20 protein-coding genes are annotated in these 19881 nt (G+C 72.6%); 6 read left to right on the top strand and 14 right to left on the bottom strand.

Going from position 1 to position 19881, the window contains the following annotated elements; genetic code table 11:
• Positions 1 to 28 precede the first annotated feature (28 nt).
• Genes mshC through BSB02_RS09235 form a run of 5 tightly spaced genes read right to left on the bottom strand, consistent with a single transcriptional unit; the run spans position 29 to position 3942 of the window.
• Entirely contained in the window at positions 29 to 1240 is a 1212-nt protein-coding gene (gene mshC / locus BSB02_RS09255; RefSeq protein WP_084958291.1) for a cysteine--1-D-myo-inosityl 2-amino-2-deoxy-alpha-D-glucopyranoside ligase, read from the bottom strand.
• Positions 1237 to 1866 carry an NRDE family protein gene (locus BSB02_RS09250; RefSeq protein ID WP_158088590.1) on the bottom strand — a complete coding sequence of 210 codons (630 nt, stop codon included), beginning with the start codon at positions 1864 to 1866 and terminating at the stop codon, positions 1237 to 1239. The genes mshC and BSB02_RS09250 overlap by 4 nt, the downstream gene beginning before the upstream one ends.
• Before the next feature lie 28 nt (positions 1867 to 1894).
• Positions 1895 to 2662: an SCO1664 family protein gene (locus BSB02_RS09245; RefSeq protein WP_084958289.1), complete on the bottom strand. Its 768-nt coding sequence runs from the start codon at positions 2660 to 2662 to the stop codon at positions 1895 to 1897.
• A gap of 31 nt (positions 2663 to 2693) precedes the next feature.
• Positions 2694 to 3245: a DUF3090 domain-containing protein gene (locus BSB02_RS09240; RefSeq protein ID WP_084958288.1), complete on the bottom strand. Its 552-nt coding sequence runs from the start codon at positions 3243 to 3245 to the stop codon at positions 2694 to 2696.
• 10 nt (positions 3246 to 3255) lie between these two features.
• On the bottom strand, positions 3256 to 3942 hold the full coding sequence (locus tag BSB02_RS09235; RefSeq protein WP_084958287.1) for a histidine phosphatase family protein: 687 nt from the start codon (positions 3940 to 3942) through the stop codon (positions 3256 to 3258).
• Between the two features lie 51 nt (positions 3943 to 3993).
• Here BSB02_RS09235 and BSB02_RS09230 point away from each other — a divergent pair, with 51 nt between their 5' ends.
• Together BSB02_RS09230 and BSB02_RS09225 are read left to right on the top strand one after the other, a co-directional pair.
• On the top strand, positions 3994 to 4938 hold the full coding sequence (locus tag BSB02_RS09230; RefSeq protein ID WP_084958286.1) for an aldo/keto reductase: 945 nt from the start codon (positions 3994 to 3996) through the stop codon (positions 4936 to 4938).
• A 146-nt stretch (positions 4939 to 5084) separates the two neighbouring features.
• Positions 5085 to 5912, top strand: a complete 828-nt coding sequence (locus BSB02_RS09225; protein ID WP_084958285.1) for a hypothetical protein — start codon at positions 5085 to 5087, stop codon at positions 5910 to 5912.
• Positions 5913 to 5950: 38 nt separating this feature from the next.
• Here the strand turns inward: BSB02_RS09225 and fabI are convergent, their stop codons facing one another.
• Together fabI and fabG are read right to left on the bottom strand one after the other, a co-directional pair.
• On the bottom strand, positions 5951 to 6715 hold the full coding sequence (gene fabI / locus BSB02_RS09220; RefSeq protein WP_084958284.1) for an enoyl-ACP reductase FabI: 765 nt from the start codon (positions 6713 to 6715) through the stop codon (positions 5951 to 5953).
• Between the two features lie 2 nt (positions 6716 to 6717).
• Positions 6718 to 7413 (bottom strand): 3-oxoacyl-ACP reductase FabG, encoded by a 696-nt coding sequence (gene fabG, locus BSB02_RS09215; protein WP_084958283.1) that lies wholly within the window; start codon positions 7411 to 7413, stop codon positions 6718 to 6720.
• 77 nt (positions 7414 to 7490) lie between these two features.
• Between fabG and BSB02_RS09210 the strand changes: the two genes are divergently transcribed.
• Positions 7491 to 8984: a TldD/PmbA family protein gene (locus tag BSB02_RS09210; RefSeq protein ID WP_084958282.1), complete on the top strand. Its 1494-nt coding sequence runs from the start codon at positions 7491 to 7493 to the stop codon at positions 8982 to 8984.
• A gap of 11 nt (positions 8985 to 8995) precedes the next feature.
• A complete protein-coding gene (locus BSB02_RS09205) occupies positions 8996 to 10351 on the top strand; it encodes a metallopeptidase TldD-related protein (protein ID WP_084958281.1) in 1356 nt (451 codons plus the stop codon).
• Here the strand turns inward: BSB02_RS09205 and BSB02_RS09200 are convergent.
• On the bottom strand, positions 10335 to 11291 hold the full coding sequence (locus BSB02_RS09200) for a linear amide C-N hydrolase (RefSeq protein WP_084958280.1): 957 nt from the start codon (positions 11289 to 11291) through the stop codon (positions 10335 to 10337). The genes BSB02_RS09205 and BSB02_RS09200 overlap by 17 nt on opposite strands.
• A 14-nt stretch (positions 11292 to 11305) precedes the next feature.
• Complete coding sequence (locus BSB02_RS09195; protein WP_084958279.1) at positions 11306 to 11518, bottom strand: dodecin; 213 nt, start codon at positions 11516 to 11518, stop codon at positions 11306 to 11308.
• Between the two features lie 22 nt (positions 11519 to 11540).
• On the opposite strand from BSB02_RS09195, the gene BSB02_RS09190 reads away from it, so the two are divergent.
• A complete protein-coding gene (locus BSB02_RS09190; protein WP_084958278.1) occupies positions 11541 to 11855 on the top strand; it encodes a DUF3099 domain-containing protein in 315 nt (104 codons plus the stop codon).
• Positions 11856 to 12145: 290 nt separating this feature from the next.
• On the opposite strand, the gene BSB02_RS09185 is transcribed toward BSB02_RS09190, so the two are convergent.
• The 3 genes from BSB02_RS09185 to moaA all read right to left on the bottom strand — a co-directional run bounded on the left by BSB02_RS09185 (position 12146) and on the right by moaA (position 16284).
• Positions 12146 to 12949 (bottom strand): NTP transferase domain-containing protein, encoded by an 804-nt coding sequence (locus BSB02_RS09185; protein WP_084958277.1) that lies wholly within the window; start codon positions 12947 to 12949, stop codon positions 12146 to 12148.
• A 90-nt stretch (positions 12950 to 13039) separates the two neighbouring features.
• Positions 13040 to 14467, bottom strand: coding sequence for a rifampin monooxygenase (rox, locus tag BSB02_RS09180; protein ID WP_084958276.1), 1428 nt, complete (start codon positions 14465 to 14467; stop codon positions 13040 to 13042).
• An 830-nt stretch (positions 14468 to 15297) separates the two neighbouring features.
• Positions 15298 to 16284, bottom strand: a complete 987-nt coding sequence (gene moaA / locus BSB02_RS09170) for a GTP 3',8-cyclase MoaA (protein WP_084958274.1) — start codon at positions 16282 to 16284, stop codon at positions 15298 to 15300.
• A gap of 217 nt (positions 16285 to 16501) precedes the next feature.
• Between moaA and BSB02_RS09165 the strand changes: the two genes are divergently transcribed.
• Complete coding sequence (locus BSB02_RS09165; RefSeq protein ID WP_143590405.1) at positions 16502 to 17992, top strand: hypothetical protein; 1491 nt, start codon at positions 16502 to 16504, stop codon at positions 17990 to 17992.
• Between the two features lie 15 nt (positions 17993 to 18007).
• Here BSB02_RS09165 and BSB02_RS09160 read toward each other — a convergent pair whose 3' ends face one another.
• The gene (locus BSB02_RS09160) at positions 18008 to 19195 is read right to left on the bottom strand and encodes an RtcB family protein (protein ID WP_084958272.1); all 1188 of its coding nucleotides are present in this window, start codon (positions 19193 to 19195) and stop codon (positions 18008 to 18010) included.
• Between the two features lie 145 nt (positions 19196 to 19340).
• On the bottom strand, positions 19341 to 19829 hold the full coding sequence (locus BSB02_RS09155; protein WP_084958271.1) for a hypothetical protein: 489 nt from the start codon (positions 19827 to 19829) through the stop codon (positions 19341 to 19343).
• Between the last annotated feature and the right edge of the window lie 52 nt (positions 19830 to 19881).

The following is a 19881-nucleotide window of genomic DNA, read 5'->3' as shown; positions in this document are numbered from 1 at the left end:
CGCCTGCCCCGACGACGGCCGGTGAAACTCAGAGCTCGACGCCCAGCAGGGCGTCCACCAGGTCCCGCACCAGCCCGGCCGGCCGGTCGCCGCGTCCGGCCAGCGCCTCCTCGGCCCAGGCGTCGATCGCGCGCAGGGCGCCCGGGGCGTCCAGGTCGTCGGCCAGCCGCTCGCGCACGGCCGCCAGCAGCGGCTCGGGGTCCGGGCCGCTGTCGCCGGCGACCGCGGCGCGCCAGCGCGCCAGCCGGGCCTCGGCGGCGGCCAGCTGCCCGGGGGTGTACTCCCAGTCCTCGCGGTAGTGGTGGGCCAGCAGCACCAGGCGGACGGCCATCGGGTCGGCCTGCTCGCGCAGCCTGGAGACGAAGACGAGGTTGCCCTTGGACTTGGACATCTTCTCCCCGTCCAGGCCCACCATGCCGGCGTGCGAGTAGAAGCGGGCGAAGGGCCACTCCCCCGTGGCGGCGTGGCCCTCGGAGGCGCCGCACTCGTGGTGGGGGAAGATCAGGTCCGAGCCGCCGCCCGCCACGTCGAAGCCGGCGCCCAGCGTGGCCAGCGCGATGGCGGTGCACTCCACGTGCCAGCCGGGCCGGCCGCGGCCCAGCACGGTGTCCCAGGCCGGCTCGCCGGGCCGCTCGGCGCGCCACAGCAGCCAGTCGAGCGGGTCCCGCTTGCCGGGGCGGGCGGGATCGCCGCCGCGCTCGGCCGACAGGGCCAGCATCTGCGCCTCGGAGTAGCCGGAGACCTCGCCGAACTTGGGGGCGTCGGCCCGGTCGAAGTAGATGTCGCCCTCGAGGGTGTAGGTGCTGGGGCCCAGGCGCCGCACCAGCTCGGCGACCTCGCCGACGACCTCGGTCACGCCGACGTAGTCCCGGGGCGGGATGACGCGCAGCGCCTCCATGTCGGACCGGAACAGCTCGATCTCGCGCTCGGCCAGCTCGCGCCAGTCCTGGCCGGTCTTGTCGGCACGTTCCAGGAGCGGGTCGTCGACGTCGGTGGCGTTCTGCGTGTAGTGCACCTGGCGGCCCATGTCCCGCCACACCCGGCCGACCAGGTCGAAGGCCAGGTAGGTGTTGGCGTGGCCGAGGTGGGTGGCGTCATACGGCGTGATGCCGCACACGTACAGCCGGGCGGTCGGTCCCGGGTCGGTCGGCCTGATCTCCTTGGTGGCCGTGTCGTAAAGCCGCAGAGGGACGCTGTCACCTGGAAGCCGGGGGATGTTCGGGGCCGACCACGATCTCATGGATTCGAGCCTATATGCCCTCCAAGGTCGTGGAACTCGTAGGTCCCGGGTGTGACCTGGGTGATCGACAGGGAGGCGAAGACGCGGCCGTCGGGCAGCTCGTGGCGCAGGATGAGCGCCTCGGGGGCGCTGGAGGGCTCCTCCCGCGTCAGCGACCACCAGTCGTCGGTGGCGCGGAAGCGCGGCAGGTGGGCGCGCACCCGGGGGCTGTCGGGGTCCAGGCCGGTGTTGACGATCATGACGGTCTCGTCGGGCAGGCCGGTACGGCTCAGCCGTACCCCGTCCCAGGACCACAGGCGCGCGCCCGAGGAGTCGGCCAGCACCAGGTGGAACGGGTCGTAGCGGGACAGGTCGGCCTCGGGCAGCCCGCCGGCCACGACGGCGCGCAGCGGCAGGTCGCCGCGCGAGACGCGGACGGTCTCCTCGGCCATGACGCCGCGCCCGTTGAGCAGCGCCGCCACCCGCCCGCCGGCCCGGTGGACGGCCAGCCACGTGCCGCCGGCCTTCAGGTCGCGCCCGCCGACCACGCCGGGGTACTCCTCGGGCCAGTGCTCCCCCGGCCCCTCCCACGGGCGGTCGGCGAACTCGTCCCTGATGCCCATGAGCTTGCCGGGTCTGACGATCACTGTGCACATCGGGGGAGTCCGGTTTCGTCTAGATCGGCGGCCACGGTACGGCGGGCCAGTCCTTGGAGGGGTAGGGGTGGACGCCGGTGTCGAGCAGCCGCTTGACCCGCCGCCAGGTGGCCTCGACCTCGGCCAGGGTGAGCAGCTCGCGCAGTCGGCGGTGGAGCGGCCCGGAGTCCAGGTCGCGCTCCAGCGCCGCGAGGGCCGTGACCGCCTCGCGGGGCAGCGTCTTGCCGCGCCACTGCCACAGCACCGTGCGCAGCTTGTCCTCCTCGGCGAAGCACACGCCGTGGTCGACGCCGTAGACGTGCCCGTCGGGCATGGGCAGCAGGTGACCGCCCTTGCGGTCGGCGTTGTTGACCACCGCGTCGAAGACGGCCATCCGGCGCAGCGCCGGGTTGCGGCTGCGCACCAGCGCCATCAGGTCCACCTCGTGCTCGGTCTCGATCCACAGCTGGCACATGCCGGGGCCGAAGGGGCCGTCGCGGTAGACGGTGGGCGGCACGATGCGCCAGCCCATCGCCTGGGACACCTCGAAGGCGGCCACCTCGCGGGCGGCCAGCGTGCCGTCGGGGAAGTCCCACAGCGGGCGCTCGCCCCGCACGGGCTTGTAGACGCAGGCGGCGGTGCGCCCTGCGAGGGCGACCGTGCAGTACAGGGTCATGTTGGTGGCCTCGACCAGCCGGCCGACGACCTCCATGCGTCCCTCTGCGAGCAGCTTGAGCGTGCCCTCCTCTCCCCCCGCGGCGGGGGGCAGGGGGCTGACGGCGGGCTCGCTGTCCGGCACGCTGCTCATCCGTGCCCGCGCATCGGCCGCGTCCGCTCGCTCACGATGCCAGCTCACCCCCGCGGTACCCGTTGAGCCTGACGCAGATGTGCCCCTCGGCGTCCAGGGGCTGGGAACACAGCGGGCAGGGCGGGCGCCCGGCGGCGACGATCTGCATGGCGCGCCGGGAGAAGGCGCGCGCCATCCCGGCGCTGATCCGCACGCGCAGCACCGCGGGCTCGGCGCCGCCCTCGTCCTGCTCGGCGTCGACCAGCTCCTGCGCCTCGATCACGACCTGGGCGTGCTCCTCGTCCCACGCCAGCGTCATCGTGCCCACCCGGAAGTCCTCCTCGATGGGTGTCTCGAGCGGGTCGTCGTCGGTCAGGTCGGCGGGCGGCAGCGCGGGGACGCGGGCCGTGCCGCCGCTGAGGCGCAGCACCTCGTCCAGCAGCTCGTCGAGCCTGTCGGCGAGCATCGCCACCTGCAGCTTCTCCAGCGCCACCGTCGTCAGTCTGCCCTCTCCTCTAACCTGCAGGAAGAAGGCCCGCGAGCCCGGCTGCCCCACGGCACCGGCCACGAACCTCTCTGGTGGGTCGTAGTCGAAGACCGGCATAACCCGAACCTTACGTGGTTCCCGATCCGCCCCCGACGGCGGCATCGCTCCCGGTGAAGTTTTCTCCCCCGTCTTTCTCCTCCGAACCCTCAGGCAACCGCAATTCCCCCATATCGTTAAGCCTCAGCACAAAGGGACGAATGGGGGTATAGCGAATGACAGTGAGCGCGGCCGGGTCCGCCGTAATCCGCTGAAAGTGATCCAAATGGAGCCCGAGCGCGTCGGCCACGATCGACTTGATCACATCTCCGTGGCTGCACACCAGGTAGACAGCCTTCTCCCCAAGACGATCATTCCACTCCCTGACCGCCTTGACGGCGCGCCGCTGCATGTCCGCCACCGCCTCGCCGCCGGGGAACACCGCGGCGCTGGGATGCGCCTGGACCACCTGCCACAGCGGCTCCTTGGCCAGCTCCTTCAGCTCCCGCCCGGTCCACTCGCCGTAGCCGCACTCGCCGAAGCGCTCGTCGACCTCCACGGCCAGGTCGCGCCCCTCGGCCACGGCGGCGGCCGTCTCGCGGCAGCGCTCCAGCGGGCTGGAGACCACGGCGTCCAGCCGCACCTCGGCGATCCGCCCGGCCAGGGCCTCGGCCTGCTTCCTGCCCGCCTCGCTGAGGTGGACGCCGGGCGTCCACCCGGCCAGCACCGGCCCCGTCAGATCCGTCAGCCCATGGCGGGCCAGCAGCACAGTCGTCACACTGCAAAGTATGGCCAGCCCCGCAGGCCGGTGGCGTAGTCTAGCCTGATCATGGAGCAACGCTATGTCGGCCGCAGTGGCCTGCCGGTCTCCCGCCTCGGGCTGGGCACCATGACATGGGGGCGCGACACCGACGCCGACGACGCCGCCGTCCAGCTGCGCACCTTCGTCGAGGCGGGCGGCACGCTGGTCGACACGGCCGACGTCTACACGGCGGGCGACGCCGAGCGCCTGCTCGGGCGGCTCCTGCGCGAGGCGGTCCCGCGCTCGGAGATCGTCATCTCCACCAAGGCCGTGGTGACCCCGGCCGGGCGCCGCCCGCGCGACGCCTCGCGCCGGCACCTGCTCGCCGCCGTCGACGAGTCCCTGGCCCGCCTCGGCGTCGACTACGTCGACCTGTGGCAGCTCCACACCTACGACCCGGAGGTGCCGCTGGAGGAGACGCTGGCCGCCATGGACGCCATCGTGACCTCCGGCCGCGCGGTCTACGCGGGCGTGTGCGACTACACCGGCTGGCAGCTGGCGGCCGCCGCCACCGCCCAGCGGGTGGTCCCCGGCCGCGTCCCCATCACCAGCGCCCAGGTGGAGTACTCCCTGCTGGCCCGCGACGCCGAGCGGGAGCTGATCCCGGCGGCCGAGCACTGCGGCGTGGGCGTGCTGGCCTGGTCGCCGCTGGGCCGCGGGGTGCTGACGGGCAAGTACCGCACCGGCGTCCCCGCCGACTCCCGCGCCGCCACGCCGCACTTCGCCGACTTCGTCCGCCCCTACCTGGATGAGCGCTCGCGCCGCGTGGTGGAGTCGGTGATGACCGCCGCCGACGGCCTGGGGTGCTCGCCGCTGGCCGTGGCGCTGTCGTGGGTGCGCGACCAGCCGGGCGTCTGCTCGGCGATCGTCGGCGCCCGCACCTGCGCGCAGCTGAAGGCCATCCTGCAGGCCGAGGAGGTCGTCCTGCCCCGCGAGATCCGGGAGGCGCTCGACGACGTGTCGGCCGACTGAGAAAAACGACGGGAAAAGCGACTGAGAAACCGAACGAGATACCGACTCGCGTATCACTAGTCGATACCGAATCGCAACTTTCCGTGGGGAGCGATGGGGATGTCCGTAAAGATGTCCCCGACAGTACCGCTATGGGGAGGATCCCGATGCGACGCACGGCCGGAGTCCTGTCGGTCGCCCTGACGGCGGTGGCGCTCAGCGCCGCCCCGGCAGTCGCGGCCGGGGACTGCGACCGGGGGCAAGGCGTGTTATCCGGTCTCACCGACCGCCTGTGCGACCTCGTCGACGACGTGACCGACACCGTCGACGCGGTCACCGGCGACAGCCTCGGCCCGGTGACCGACACCGCGGACAAGGCCGTCCAGGGCGTCAACGAGACCGTGGGCAAGGTCGCGCCGACCCCCACGCGGCAGCCGCCCTCGCAGCGTGGCGAGCCCACGCCGACCCCGTCGGGCCTGCTGCCGTCGGTGCTGGAGGAGGTCTGCCTGCCCGGGCTGGCCTGCGAGGGCGAGGGCGTCCTGGACGGCGTGGTCGGCCGCACGCCGGCTCCCACGGCACGGCCCGCCAAGCCCAGGCCGCGGCCCAGCGGCTCTCCCACTCCGCGTGAGGAGTCCCTGCTGCCCACCGAGGCGCCCCGGCCGCCCCGCAGGGAGCCGCACCTGATCGACACCGGCGAGCGGGTCCTCGCCGAGCCGGCGCAGCGGGCGGCCGACACCGACCTGCCACGGCTGGACCTGCTGTGGCCCAACCCGTTCGCCGAGCGCCTCGAGGGGCCGATGACCGGCCAGGACGTCGTCCGGCCCAGCGAGCGCGGGCCCGACGTGCTGGGCACCGCGCTCACCGCCGCACTGCTGGCCTCGGCCGTGCTGGCCACGCGGATCGTGCAGCAGCGGCGCCGCCGCGAGGAGGACAGCGCGTCCATCCCCTTCCAGCCGGTGCGCGCGGGCGGCCGCCACCGCCTGGCCGGCCTCTGACGCCCCCGCCCGAGGCCGCCCGCCTCGCGAGCGGCCCGCTAGGCGCCGATGGCGTGGACGCCGCCGTCCACGTGGACGATCTCGCCCGTGGTGGCGGGGAACCAGTCCGACAGCAGCGCGACGCACGCCTTGGCGGTCGGCAGCGGGTCGGCCAGGTCCCAGCCCAGCGGCGCCTTCTCCGGCCAGCTGTCCTCGAACTCCTTGAAGCCCGGGATCGACTTGGCCGCCATGGTCCGCAGCGGCCCGGCGGCCACCAGGTTCACCCGGATCCCCTGCCGGCCCAGGTCGCGGGCCAGGTAGCGGTTGCACGACTCCAGCCCGGCCTTGGCCACGCCCATCCAGTCGTAGACCGGCCACGCCTTGGAGGCGTCGAAGTCCAGCCCGACCACCGCGCCGCCCTGCTTCATCAGCGGCAGGCAGGCCACCGCCAGCGCCTTGTAGGAGTAGGTGGACACGTGCAGGGCCGTGGCCACGTCCTCCCAGGTCGTGTTGAGGAAGTTGCCGCCCAGGGCGGTCTGCGGCGCGAAGCCGATCGAGTGCACCACCCCGTCGAGCCCGTCGACGTGCTCGCGCACCCGGTCGGCGAGGGTGTCGAGGTGCTCGGTGTTCTGCACGTCGAGCTCCACCACCGGCGGCGGGGACGGCAGCCGCTTGGCGATGCGCTCCACCAGCGACAGCCTGCCGTACCCGGTCAGGACCACCTGCGCGCCCTGCTCCTGGGCCAGCCTGGCCACCGAGAAGGCGATGGAGGCGTCGGTGATGACGCCGGTGACGAGGATGCGCTTGCCGTCGAGGATGCCCATGCTCAGTGCCCCATTCCCAGTCCGCCGTCGACGGGGATCACGGCCCCGGTGATGTAGGAGGCGTCGTCGCTCGCCAGGAAACGCACGACGCGGGCGATCTCGGCCGGCTGCGCCTGGCGGCCCAGCGGGATGTTCTTGACCAGCGCGTCGTGGTCGAGGTCGGCCGTCATGTCGGTCTGCACGAAGCCGGGTGCCACGACGTTGACGGTGATGCCGCGCGAGCCGTACTCCCTGGCCAGCGAGCGGCCGAAGCCGATCAGGCCGGCCTTGGAGGCGGCGTAGTTGGCCTGCCCGGCCGAGCCCAGCATGGCCACCACCGAGGAGATGAGGATGATCCGGCCGCGCTTGAGGCGCATCATGGGCCGGATGGCGCGCTTGGCGACCCGGAAGGCGCCGGTGAGGTTGGCGTCGAGGATCTCGGTGAAGGTCTCCTCCTTCATCATGGCCAGCAGCGTGTCGCGGGTGATGCCCGCGTTGGCCACCAGGACCTCCACCGGGCCCTGCTCGGCCTCGACCTTCTCGAAGGCCGCCTCCACCTCGGCGGTGCTGGTCACGTCGCAGCGGACGCCGAACAGGCCCTCGGGCGGCTCCCCCGAGCGGTAGGTGACCGCGACGGCGTCGCCGTTCGCGGCGAGTTCCCGGGCGATCGCCAGGCCGATGCCGCGATTGCCTCCGGTGACGAGTACAGAGCGTGCCATGAGACCTGACGCTATCCGCTACCGGCCGGTATCCGCTTATCCGGGAGACACAAGATCACGGGGTTAGGATCGTGGACATGCGCCAGATCGACGACGACTTCAGATCGCTGCCGCTGAGGCGGCTGGCCGACGCCGCGCTCCAGCGCGCCCGCGAGCTTGGCGCCGAGCACGCCGACTTCCGCTTGGAGCGCATCAGGGCCGAGACGCTCGCCCTCCACGACGCCCGGCTCGAGGGCGCCTTGGACGCCGACGATCTGGGCCTGGCCGTGCGCGTGGTCAAGAACGGGACGTGGGGCTTCGCCTCGGGCGTGGAGCTCACCCCGGAGGCCGCGGTCAGGGTCGCCGAGCAGGCGGTGCGGGTGGCCGAGGTCAGCGCCCCCATCAACCGCGAGCGCATCGAGCTGGCCCCCGAGCCGGTGTACTCCGATCAGGAGTGGGTCTCGGCCTACGAGATCGACCCGTTCGAGGTGCCGCAGAGCGAGAAGGTGGGGCTGCTGGCCGACTGGTCGGCCGCGCTGCTCAAGGGCGCCGACCACGTCAGCGCCCGGCTGCTGCAGGTCAAGGAGCAGAAGTTCTACGCCGACAGCGCCGGCACCTCCACGCTGCAGCAGCGGGTGCGCCTGCACCCCGAGCTGAACGCCGTCAAGATCGGCGAGTCGGGGTTCGAGGACATGTCGACGCTCGCCCCGCCGGTCGGCCGCGGCTACGAGTATCTGACCGGCACCGGCTGGGACTGGCAGAACGAGCTGGCGCAGCTGCCGGAGCTGCTGGCCGAGAAGCTGGCCGCGCCCAGCGTCGAGGCCGGCGCCTACGACCTGGTCATCGACCCCACCAACCTGTGGCTGACCATCCACGAGTCGATCGGCCACGCCACCGAGCTGGACCGCGCCCTGGGTTACGAGGCCGCCTACGCCGGCACCAGCTTCGCCACCTTCGACCAGCTGGGCGAGCTGGTGTACGGCTCGCCGCCGATGAACGTGACCGGCGACCGGACCGCCGTGCACGGCCTGGCCACCATCGGCTACGACGACGAGGGGGTCGAGGCCCAGAGCTTCGACATCGTGCGCGACGGCATCCTGGTCGGCTACCAGCTGGACCGGCGCATGGCGCTGATGAAGGGCCTCGGGCGGTCCAACGGGTGCGCCTTCGCCGACTCCCCCGGCCACATGCCGATGCAGCGCATGGCCAACGTCTCCCTCCAGCCCGCGCCCGGCGGGCCGAGCACCGAGGAGCTGATCGCGGGCGTGGAGCGCGGGCTGTACATCGTCGGCGACAAGAGCTGGTCGATCGACATGCAGCGCTATAACTTCCAGTTCACCGGCCAGCGCGCGTACCGCATCCACCACGGCAGGCTCGCCGGCCAGGTCAAGGACTTCGCCTACCAGGCCACCACCACCGACTTCTGGGGCTCGATGGAGGCCGTCGGCGGCCCGCAGACCTACCTGCTGGGCGGGGCCTTCAACTGCGGCAAGGGCCAGCCCGGGCAGGTCGCGCCGGTCAGCCACGGCTGCCCCGCCGCGCTGTTCCGGGGCGTCCGGATTCTCAACACGGTTCAGGAGGCGGGCAAGTGAGCTTGCAGGGGATGGTCGACAAGGCGCTGGAGCTGTCCAGGGCCGACGACTGCATCGTGATCGCCGACCACGTCTCCAGCGCCAACCTGCGCTTCGCGGGCAACACGCTGACCACCAACGGCACCATGGAGTCGACGAGGATCACCGTCATCTCCGTCGCCGGGCGGTCGTCGGGCGTGGTGTCGCGCTCCGCCGTACGGCCCGACCAGCTGGAGGAGCTGGTGGCCGCGGCCGACCGGGCGGCGCGGGAGGCCCAGCCCGCCGAGGACGCCGGTGACCTGATCGCCGGGACCGAGCCCAGCGCCTCGTGGGGCGAGCCGCTCCAGCCCACCGACATCGACGTCTTCGGCCGCTTCACGCCCGCGCTGGGCGAGGTGTTCGCCGCCGCCGAGCGGGGCGGCAGGAGGCTGTACGGCTTCGCCGAGCACACCCTCACCACCACCTTCGTCGGCTCCACCAGGGGCCTGCGGCTGCGCCACGACCAGCCGACGGGCCGGCTGGAGGTCAACGCCAAGTCGGCCGACCTCAAGCGCTCGGCCTGGAGCGGCGTGGCCACCCGCGACTTCGCCGACGTGGACGTCGCGGCGCTGGACGCCCAGCTGGCCGAGCGGCTGGAGTGGGCCAAGAACCGGGTGGAGCTGCCCGCCGGCCGGTACGAGACGCTGCTGCCGCCCAGCGCCGTCGCCGACCTGATGGTCTACATGTACTGGTCGATGGGCGCCCGCGACGCGCTCGACGGCCGCACCGTGTTCTCCAAGCCCGGCGGCGGCACCCGCGTGGGCGAGCGGCTGGCCGCGATCCCGGTGACGCTGCGCAGCGATCCAGGGGAGCCGGGCCTGGCCTGCGCCCCCTTCACGATCGCGCACGCCTCCAGCCGCGAGTCGTCGGTGTTCGACAACGGCCTGCCGCTGTCGCCGACGGACTGGCTGGCCGAGGGCACGCTCGCGGCGCTGCGCCAGACCCGCCACTCGGCGCGGCTGAGCGGCCTGCCGGTCACGCCCTCCATCGACAACCTCGTCATGGAGGGCCCGGGCGACGGCCGCGGCCTGGCGGAGATGATCGCCGCGACCGAGCGGGGCCTGCTGCTGACGTGCCTGTGGTACATCCGCTCGGTCGACCCGCAGACGCTGCTGCTGACCGGCCTCACCCGCGACGGCGTCTACCTGGTGGAGGACGGCCACGTCGTGGGCGAGGTGAACAACTTCCGCTTCAACGAGAGCCCGGTGGACCTGCTCGGCCGCCTCACCGAGGTCGGCGCGAGCGAGCCCACGCTGCCCCGCGAGTGGAACGACTGGTTCACCCGCACCCGGATGCCCGCCCTGCGGGTGCCGGACTTCAACATGTCGACGGTCAGCCAGGCGAGCTGATCGCGAAGGTGTGGACGGTGTCCCACCGCTTGTTCGTGACGAGCCTGGCCGTGCCCGCGGCCAGGTCGTAGACCACCGACCACCGCGTGTGGCCCTGGGCGACGCGCCGCAGCAGCTCCAGCGACGTCGCCCGGGTCGGCAGACCCTCGGCCAGCATCCGGTAGCGGGCGTCGGCCAGCCGGTCCTGGCGTGAGGTGCCGGTCATCGCGATGTTGGTCAGCACGCGGTCGTCGATCACGTTCATGCGGCCTTGGCCGTACTCGACGACGGCCGCCCTGCCGGTGCGGTCGCCGATCAGGTAGTGCACCTGCGGGCCGCCGGTGAAGTCGATCCGGTAGCGCTTCATCAGCTCCAGGGCCTCGGTCACGGTGGCGGCCCGGTCCAGCAGCAGCCGGATGATCCGCACGCTGCCGACCGTGACGCGGCCGTCGTCGGCGGGCGGCTCGGCGTCCGGCGTCGCCGCCAGGCCCACGGCCAGGCCCTTTTCGTTCATCCCGTCGAAGGGCGCCAGGACGGCGTGCGCGAGCCTGCGCCGGTCCCGCGGGTCGCGCAGGTCCGGCGGGCCCGGGCGGCCCAGCAGGTAGGAGACGTCGGCCACCGACAGCGAGGCGTGGCCGGCGGGCGGGTCGGCCCTGACCACCATGGCGGGGTTGGGATCCCAGTCGAAGTTCCGCCCGAACTCCGTGCCGCGCAGGAACAGCGAGCAGGCCCAGCCCTCCGAGCCGCGGGCCAGCTCCTCCTCCGTCAGCGGCGCCTCGGCGTCGTAGCCGCCGTGGTAGGTCATCTCATACAGCGGCAGGTCGTCCACCTGGCGCAGGGTGGCGACCGTCCTGGCGACGTCCTGGGCGCTTTGCCGGAGCACTCCCCGCGGGGTCGCCGCGGGTGCGGACGCGCAGGAGACGAGCGCGAGTACGGCGAGCGCCGCGGCGAGGAGCCTCACCCCTCGAGTGTGGCTCAGGCGTCCTCCAGCCGGAACCCCACCTTCAGCCCCACCTGGATGTGCGCGATCTCGCCCTGGTCGATGTGGCCGCGGATCTCGGTCACCTCGAACCAGTCCAGGTGCCGCAGCGTCTGCGCGGCTCTCCTGATCCCGTTGCGGATGGCCTGGTCAACGCTCTCGCTGGAGGTGCCGACGATCTCGGTCACCCGGTACGTTCGATCGGTCATAACCGAAGCGTAGGGTGGAGACGTGAAGGGCTGGCACAGGAGGCGGGTCGTCCATCAGGTGACCGACGCGCAGCCGTCGTTGAGCGCCGACATCGGGCGCAGGGAGAAGCGGTACCTCATCCAGATGGGGATCCGCACGATCTGCCTGATCCTGGCGGTGGCGTTGCCGCTGCCCTGGCCGTACCGGCTGCTGTTCATCGCCGGCGCCGTCTTTTTGCCATACATAGCCGTAATCGGTGCCAATGAGCGGGGTAAGGGGCTGCCTCCGCCCACGTTTACCTCACCGGAAGCTAACCAAACCGAGATACCACGGCATCGACGCGAGATCGGGTCGTGACTAACTCTTGACGCATCCCATGGGTTGGAGGTGTACGCTTTAACCAAGCGCTCCGGTCCCCCGTCGGAGTGCTGGTGCCGGCGTTCCGGGCCCCCGTCGGAACGCCGATGACGCGACGCCGGGTGGTTTGCCCCCGTAACCACCCGGCGTCGCCCTTTCCTGGACCTTTTTTCTGACAGGGTGTCCGATAACGGCCGGTAGGGCCGCTTTCCCGAAACGCTTTCCGGGAGCTTGCAGCAAATTCCCAGGAAATCTTCAGCTTCGCTTGACTGATCGAGTTCGGGCGCCCGTCAACCGTCCGTCAAGGTGTCGGTGGTGGCCCGCTCCCAATTGCGCGCCAGCGTCGTCAGGCGCGCCACCGCGTCCGCCGGCGCGGTGCCCGAGCCCTCCGCCAGGCCCAGCAGGTAGGCCGTCAGCGGCGCGGCCGGCCTGGCCACCCCGTGGGCGACCTCCTTGGTGAGCTCCAGGATCGCGTCGCGGTCCACCGCCGAGGGGTCCAGCCCCAGTTCCTTGCAGACCAGGGCCGTCCATTCGGTGAGCACGTTCATGCGAGCCTCCTCCAGATCGTCGATGGTGTCGCAGTCGAACCATGGCATACCCGGCAACCGCCGACGGACCGGGCCAAGCGGGGACAAGAGCCCCTTGAGTGAGCTGCCGCCGTAGCCCTCCAAGGCGGACCTGAGCACGTCCGACCGCCACACGCTGGTCAGCCACTGCTCGCGCCCGTCCTCGTCCAGCAGGACAGCTCCCGCGGCGCCTTCGGCGGCCTCCAGCAGGGCCCGCACGTGGTGGGGGCGCAGGAACGGCAGGTCGGCGGCCAGGAGCGCGACGGCCGGGGCGGTGACGTGGGCGAGGCCGGCCCGCAGGGCCGGGACGGGGCCGGCGCCCGGCGGGTCCTCCCTGGTGAAGATCGCTCCGGGCACCTCGCGCGGCGGGCCCACCACGACCGTCCGCCGCGCGTCCGCCACGGCCGCCGCCACGCGCTCCACCAGCGTCCTGCCCGCCACGCGCAGTCCGGGTTTGTCGGCGCCGCCCAGCCTCCTGGCCGCTCCCCCGGCCAGGATGACGGCGTCGTAGCCCGCCCGCTGTGTCACGGGGCCAGGCTACGCCGCCGGGCCGGAGCGGGCGCACGGCGCCCGCTCGCATCGGCCCCGGCGGCCTGCCCTGTCAGGCCACAAACGCGCTCAGCCGGCGGGCGCGCCGAACCACCTGGGCAGCCGGTCGAGCAGATCCGTCTGGGCTTCGCCGGCCCAGGCCACGTGGCCGTCCGGCCGCAGCAGTACGGCGGGCACGTCCAGCTCCTCGCTGACGTCGACGACGTGGTCGACCCGGTCGGCCCAGCCCGCCACCGACAACCGGCCGGTCTGGTCGAGCAGGAGCCCCCGGCCGCCGCGCATGAGCTCATAAAGGCGCCCCCGCTTCAGCCTCACGTCCCGCAGCCGCCGGCCGAGCAGGTCGTGGCCCTCGCCGAAGTCGTAGCGGACCCCGATCGCGGTGATCTTCTCCATCAGATGGCGGTTCACCTCCTCGAAGTCCATCAGCTCCGACAGCAGCCGGCGCAATGCCCGGGGCCCCGGCTCGGTGGACAGCAGCACCATCTGCGCGCGGGTGTTGTCCAGCACGTCGGCGGCCACCGGGCGCCGTTCGGCCTGGTAACTGTCCAGCAGCCCCTCCGGCGCCCAGCCGTCCACCTCGGCGGCCAGCTTCCAGCCGAGGTTGACCGCGTCCTGGATGCCGAGGTTGAGCCCCTGCCCGCCGACCGGCGGATGGATGTGCGCCGCGTCGCCGGCCAGCAGCACCCGGCCGGCCCGATAGCGCTCGGCCAGCCGGGTGGCGTCGCCGAAGCGGGACAGCCAGCGCGGTGAGTGCACGCCGAAGTCGGTGCCCGCGACCGCCCGCAGCCGCCGCCTGAACTCCTCCAAGGTCGGCGCGGCCGCGCGGTCCTCGGCCACCCCCTCGGCGGGCACGAGGACGCGGTACACCCCGTCCCCCAGGGACCCGAGGCCGAAGCGCTTCTCGGTCTCGCGGATCTCGGCGACGGCGGCGGCGATCCTCGCCGGATCCTCGGTCGCCTCCATCTCGCCCAGCAGCGTATCGACCCTGGACGGCTCGCCGGGGAAGCCGACGCCGAGCAGCTTGCGCACCGTGCTGCGGCCGCCGTCGCAGCCGACCAGGTAGCGCGAGCGCAGCCGCGTGCCGTCGGCCAGCTCGGCGGTCACTCCCTGGTCGTCCTGGCTCAGCCCGACCAGCTCGCAGCCGCGCCGGATCTCGGCGCCGAGCTCGGCGGCGCGCTCTTCCAGCAGGCGATCGGTGATGGGCTGCGGGATGCCGAGGATGTAGGGGTGCGCGGTGTCCAGCCGGTCGGGCCACGGCTTCTGGATGCCGCCGAAGTAACCGCCGATCTTGTACTGCCGGCCGTGCGCGAGAAACCGCTCCAGCAGGCCCCGCTGGTCCATGATCTCGATGCTGCGCACGTGCAGGCCGAGCGAGCGGACGTACTTGGCCGGCTCGGTCTCCTTCTCCAGCACGACCACGCGCACATCGTGCAGCCGCAGCTCACCGGCCAGCATCGTGCCGGTCGGCCCGCCGCCGACCACGATCACGTCAATCATGAAAACCCCTTCGACGACAGTGGATTCCGGCCGGCCGCCGCGCAGTCCGGCGGCGCGCACACCCGCGCACCCGCACCTCCGCGCCGGGTCCAGCCAGCGGCTCGGCATCCCGCGCGCCCCAGACGCCGGCAACGACACACGTGCTTGGCGAACCTCTGGTTTCCGCAGGTCCTGGCCCGAGCCGCCAATTCTGCGGCACGACCCGGGTCTTGCCGCAAGGCCCCCGGTGCGGTATACGGTGAAAGTGGCAGGGAGTGCTCGACGTCCTTGCCTTTTTCTTTTGCCGTCTGCTGCAGGCGAAGCTCGGCGTCAGGGGCTCTTAGAGCCCTCCTGGGCGCTCATCGGCCCTTGTAATGATCCCGTGTGGCGCAGGAGGGCTCAGAAGCCGCCACAGAGCCGTCTGGGACGCCCTCGGTGCTCCAATCCCCGGCGGGCCGGGACCGATTGGACATGAGATCAACCAGCCCGGCACCTTTACAAAGTAGATCAAAAGGCGCCGACGAGCGTCCTCGCCGGCGCGACGGCGGGCTCGGAACCGGCGGAACGCAGCGCCGTGTCCAGGATCCTGGCCGCCTGGGCGTAGTCCTCGCGGGACTCCCCGATCACGAGGACGTTCCTCAGCGAGCGCGCGAGCCTGCCCTCCTCCGGTTCTCCACGGACGGAGTCACCGCCGGATCGGTCCCGAGGAACCGGCGCACGCCGTCCGGAGGGCGCGGCGCAGAAGGGTCCGACGTCGTCGATGGAACGGCACGGCAGGATGGGGAGGATCCGTTCGGGCACGGCGGAGCCCTCCAGCGGGGTCGAAACCACCCTGCCGTGCGCCGTACGGCTCAGCCGCCGATCGCCGACATGGGCCGCGAGGGCTGCAGGAACGACGGGTCGTCGATGCCGTGCCCGGCCCGCTTGCCGCGCACGGCGGCGCGCCAGCGCTCGGCCAGCTCCTCGTCCGACGCCCCGGCGCGCATCGGCCCCCGCAGGTCGGACTCCTCCCTGGCGAACAGGCAGTTGCGCACCTGGCCGTCGGCGGTGAGCCGGACGCGGTCGCAGGATCCGCAGAACGGCCGCGTCACCGACCCGATGACGCCCACCCGCGCCGGGCCGCCGTCGACGAGGAAGCGCTCGGCGGGGGCGCTGCCACGCTCCTCCTGGTCGGGCGTCAGGTCGAACGCGGCCGACAGCTTCGCCAGGATCTCGTCGGCCGTCACCATGGCCGCGCGGCTCCACCCGTGCTGGGCGTCGAGCGGCATCTGCTCGATGAAGCGCAGCTCGTAGCCCTGCTCCAGGCAGAAGCGCAGCAGCGAGACGGCCTCGTCCTCGTTGATGCCGCGCATGAGCACCGTGTTGACCTTGATCGGCCGCAGGCCCGCCTCGTGCGCGGCCCGCAGCCCGGCGATCACGTCGTCGAACCGGTCGCGGTGGGTCAGCCGCTTGAAGTGCTCGCGGTCGAGGGTGTCGAGGGAGACGTTGACGCGGTCCAGCCCGGCGGCCCGCAGCGGCTCGGCCAGGCGGGCCAGGCCGATGCCGTTGGTGGTCAGCGAGATCTGCGGCCGGGGCCGCAGGGCGGCGGTGCGCTGGACGATCTCCACCAGCTCGCGGCGGACCAGCGGCTCGCCGCCGGTGTAGCGGACCTCGGTGATGCCCAGCATCTCCACCCCGATGCGGACGAGCCGGACGATCTCGTCGGCGGTCAGCACCTGCGCGGTTGGCAGCCAGTCGAGCCCCTCGGGCGGCATGCAGTACGTGCAGCGCAGGTTGCACTTGTCGGTGAGGGACACCCGCAGATCCGTCGCCACCCGCCCGAACGAGTCTCGCAACACGGGGCGTCACCTCCTGTTCTCCCGGTCAGGGCGCCAGCCTACGACGGAGCGCCGACAGTCCCCAAAACCGGTGGGTCACCCTATGAACAACACCGTCCGCGCACCCCCGATTCCTTGGCGGATGCTCCAACGATCGGCCCAAGGCAGCGAAGGGGAATACGGAGCGCCGACCCTGCCCTGAACAGGCCCTGACCTCGCCGTTCGTAGCGTGAGAGGCATGCACGAGGCAGACGTTGATCCGTCCGCGGGCCGGGCGGCCCCCGCTGTGCGGGCCGGGGAGCGCGCCCCGCGGGCGTGGCCGGCCGCGCACCGGCCGCACGCGGCGCTGGCGCTGGTGGCCGTCGCGTACACGACGCTTCAGCTGGCGTTCACCGTCCGGATCGGGCTCGGCTGGGACGAGAGCGTCTACCTGAGCCAGGTGGCCCGCGGCGTCCCCCCGGCCGAGTACACCGCGCCGCGCGCCCGCGGCGTCCAGCTCCTGGCCGCCCCGGTCGCGCTGATCACGCCCTCGGTCACCGCCATCCGGGTCTATCTCAGCCTGCTGTCCGGGACCGCGCTGTTCCTCGCCTACCTGCCGTGGATCCGGCTGCGCCCCGGACCGGTCGCGCCGCTCGCCGCCGCCCTCTTCGCCGGCCTGTGGCTGTCCCTGTTCTACGCCAACGAGGCCATGCCCAACATGTGGGTCGCCTACTGCGGCGTCGCCGGGGTGGGCCTGGCCTGCCTGGCCGAGACGCGCCCCAGAGCCCGCCCGGCCGTCGCCGGGGTCGTGGCGGCCTTCGCGATGGCTTCGCTGCTCCGCCCCACGGACGCGACCTGGCTGGCGTTGCCGCTGCTCGGGTACGGCATCGCGCGGCGGCGCCCGCGCATGGCGCTCGCCACGGCCGCCGGGCTCGCGATCGGCTGGGCGCAGTGGATGGCCGAGGCGGCCCTCCTGTTCGGCGGGCCGCTCGCCCGCCTGCGGGCGGCCGGGGCCGAGAACGCGACCGGGCTGCACTTCAGCCTGCCCGACCACCTCCGCGCGCTGAACGGGCCCCTGCTGTGCCGCTTCGGCGTCGAATGCGGGGGCTTCCCGCCGGCGCACATCGCCTGGTTCGCGGCCGTGCCGGTCTTCGCCGCGCTGGGCGCGTGGCTGGGGCGGCGTGCTCTCGTGGCGGCCCTGGCCTGCGGCTCCTCGCTCGCCTTCGCCTACCTCTTCACCGTCGGCTACGCCGCTCCGCGCTTCCTGCTGCCCGCCTACGCGCTGCTCGCGCTCCCGGTGGCCGTGAGCGTCGTGTGGCTGTGCCGGCGGCGCGGCACCGCGGTGCTCGCCTGCGCCGGGGTCCTGTGCTACTTCGCCCTGCAGGGCAGGACGGCCTACGTCCACGGCAGGCAGGTCCACGCCGCGCGCGCCGTCGTCCCCGAGGTGGCCTCCCGGCTCCCCCAGCTGGGCCTGCGCCCTCCGTGCTTCCTGTACGGCCACGACGCCATCCAGACCGGCTATCTGGCCCGGTGCGCCTCGCACGGCGTCTTCAGGACCGTCTTCAGGAACTACGGCGGCGCGTTGTCCGTGCCGTCCTCCATCAGGGCCGCGATGGCGCGGGGCGAGCGGGTGGCCGTGATCACGGCCACCCGCCGGCCCCCCGCCCCCTTCCTCACCTCGTGGACCCGGGTCGAGCTGCGGCTTCCCGGCGGCAAGAAGCGGTATGTGTTCCTGCCGCCGGGAAGCTGACCCCGGCCCCCTCGCTCAGCCCTTGACGCAGATCAGCTGGCGCAGGCGGGCGACGACCTCGACCAGGTCCGTCTGGGCGGCCATGACGTCCTCGATGTCCTTGTAGGCCCCGGGGATCTCGTCGATCACCCCGGCGTCCTTGCGGCACTCCACGCCCAGGGTCTGGCGCTGCAGGTCCTCGAGGGTGAAGGTCTTCTTGGCCTTGGCCCTGCTCATCTTCCGCCCCGCGCCGTGCGAGGCCGAGTTGAACGCCGCCGGGTTGCCCAGGCCCCTGACGATGTAGGTGCCGGTCGCCATGGAGCCGGGGATGATGCCCAGCTCGCCGCGGCCCGCCCGGATCGCGCCCTTGCGGGTGACCAGGACGTCCACCCCGTCGTACCGCTCGGCCGCCACGTAGTTGTGGTGGCAGGAGATCGGCTCCTCGAAGGTGATGCCCGGCAGGTGGCGGCGCAGCACGTCGCAGACCAGGCCCATCATGACGGCGCGGTTGCGGCGGGCGTAGTCCTGCGCCCAGAACAGGTCGCGCCGGTAGGCCTCCATCTCGGGGGTGCCGTCGAGGAAGACGGCCAGGTCACGGTCGACGAGCCCCTGGTTGTGGCTCAGCCCGCGCGCCACCTCGATGTGGTGCTCGGCCAGCTCCTTGCCGATGTTGCGCGAGCCGGAGTGCAGGACGACCCACACGTTGCCCTCGTCGTCGCCGCACACCTCCAGGAAGTGGTTGCCGCCGCCGAGCGTGCCCATCTGCACCTCGGCCCGGTCGCGGCGGGCCCGTACGGCGGGCGCCAGGTCGTCGAAGGCCTTCCAGAACTCCTTCCACCCGGCGGTGGGCAGGCCGTGGACCTTCGCCGGGTCGACCGGCCGCTTGTGGTGGGCGAACCCGACGGGCACCGCCTGCTCCAGCTTGCCGCGCAGGTAGGCCAGGTTGTCGGGGAGCTGCGAGGTGCGGTAACTGGTCTTGACCGCCGTCATGCCGCAGCCGATGTCCACGCCGACCGCGGCCGGGGAGACGGCGCTGCGCATGGCGATGACCGAGCCGACGGTGGCGCCCTTGCCGTGGTGGACGTCGGGCATGACGGCGACGCCGTGGACCCACGGCAGGTCGGCGACGTTGCGCAGCTGCTGCATGGCCGCGGGCTCGACCGTGGCGGGGTCCGCCCACATCCGCAGGGGATGCCTGGTGCCCGCTACCTCCGTGTACGTCATCTGTGTGTCGCCTCCCTTCCGAGTCGCCCGCTGATCGCGAACCTCGGTCAATGACGCCAGGGACGGCGCACCCCGCGCAACTCAATTAAACGCGCGAGCTCAAGTGAAACGCGCGGCCCGGCGGGCGCCGGGCCGCGCGAGGCGGTCAGTGGCGGATGACCTTCACCCAGTCGCGGGCCTCGCTGGGCCGCAGGTGGTGCGAGCCCTCGAAGATCGCCCGCCAGGTGCCCGAGGTGTAGGCCGGGACCTCGGTGTAGAAGGAGCCCCAGCGGTCGGTCCTGAGCGTGTCGACGTACTCCCACCGGTGCGACCCGGCGGGGCGGAACAGGATCACGATCTTCTTCCAGCCCAGGCGGTGCCAGCGCTCGTCGGCGCTGCAGTCGTCGGCGTGGAAGACGACCACGAACCCGTCGATGTAGTCCTCTTCGCAGGCCACCGACAGCCTGCCGGCCAGCGACAGCGCCTTCCCTGCCCACGCGGGCTCGGGGGCGGCGTCGAAGCTGAGGCGCGTGGCGCCCCGGTCGTCGCCGTCCCAGTACCCCGGAGGCGTCGTGGCCGAGGCGGGCGAGGCGGTGGCCAGGGCGGTCGCGAGCGCGGCGGTCAAGGCGGCAACGGCGGCCAGACGTCGCATCATCTGAAGAGTCCTCTCCCCGTCGGACGGCACGCCCTCCTGCGGAGCGCGCCTA

This window comes from Thermoactinospora rubra (assembly GCF_002093975.1).
GTDB classification, from domain to species: domain Bacteria; phylum Actinomycetota; class Actinomycetes; order Streptosporangiales; family Streptosporangiaceae; genus Nonomuraea; species Nonomuraea rubra_A.
The sequence above is the reverse complement of the archived record's forward strand: the minus strand, read 5'-3'. Positions and strand labels throughout refer to the sequence as shown.

Coding starts and splice junctions, on each gene's coding strand:
- BSB02_RS09205 (WP_084958281.1), top strand. CDS start 8,996: ATGGTCGACAAGGCGCTGGAGCTGTCCAGGGCCGACGACTGCATCGTG.
- BSB02_RS09245 (WP_084958289.1), bottom strand. CDS start 2,662: ATGAGCAGCGTGCCGGACAGCGAGCCCGCCGTCAGCCCCCTGCCCCCC.
- BSB02_RS09210 (WP_084958282.1), top strand. CDS start 7,491: ATGCGCCAGATCGACGACGACTTCAGATCGCTGCCGCTGAGGCGGCTG.
- BSB02_RS09195 (WP_084958279.1), bottom strand. CDS start 11,518: ATGACCGATCGAACGTACCGGGTGACCGAGATCGTCGGCACCTCCAGC.
- fabI (WP_084958284.1), bottom strand. CDS start 6,715: ATGGGCATCCTCGACGGCAAGCGCATCCTCGTCACCGGCGTCATCACC.
- BSB02_RS09240 (WP_084958288.1), bottom strand. CDS start 3,245: ATGCCGGTCTTCGACTACGACCCACCAGAGAGGTTCGTGGCCGGTGCC.
- rox (WP_084958276.1), bottom strand. CDS start 14,467: ATGATTGACGTGATCGTGGTCGGCGGCGGGCCGACCGGCACGATGCTG.
- BSB02_RS09155 (WP_084958271.1), bottom strand. CDS start 19,829: ATGATGCGACGTCTGGCCGCCGTTGCCGCCTTGACCGCCGCGCTCGCG.
- BSB02_RS09165 (WP_143590405.1), top strand. CDS start 16,502: ATGCACGAGGCAGACGTTGATCCGTCCGCGGGCCGGGCGGCCCCCGCT.
- BSB02_RS09160 (WP_084958272.1), bottom strand. CDS start 19,195: ATGACGTACACGGAGGTAGCGGGCACCAGGCATCCCCTGCGGATGTGG.
- BSB02_RS09230 (WP_084958286.1), top strand. CDS start 3,994: ATGGAGCAACGCTATGTCGGCCGCAGTGGCCTGCCGGTCTCCCGCCTC.
- fabG (WP_084958283.1), bottom strand. CDS start 7,413: ATGGCACGCTCTGTACTCGTCACCGGAGGCAATCGCGGCATCGGCCTG.
- BSB02_RS09225 (WP_084958285.1), top strand. CDS start 5,085: ATGCGACGCACGGCCGGAGTCCTGTCGGTCGCCCTGACGGCGGTGGCG.
- mshC (WP_084958291.1), bottom strand. CDS start 1,240: ATGAGATCGTGGTCGGCCCCGAACATCCCCCGGCTTCCAGGTGACAGC.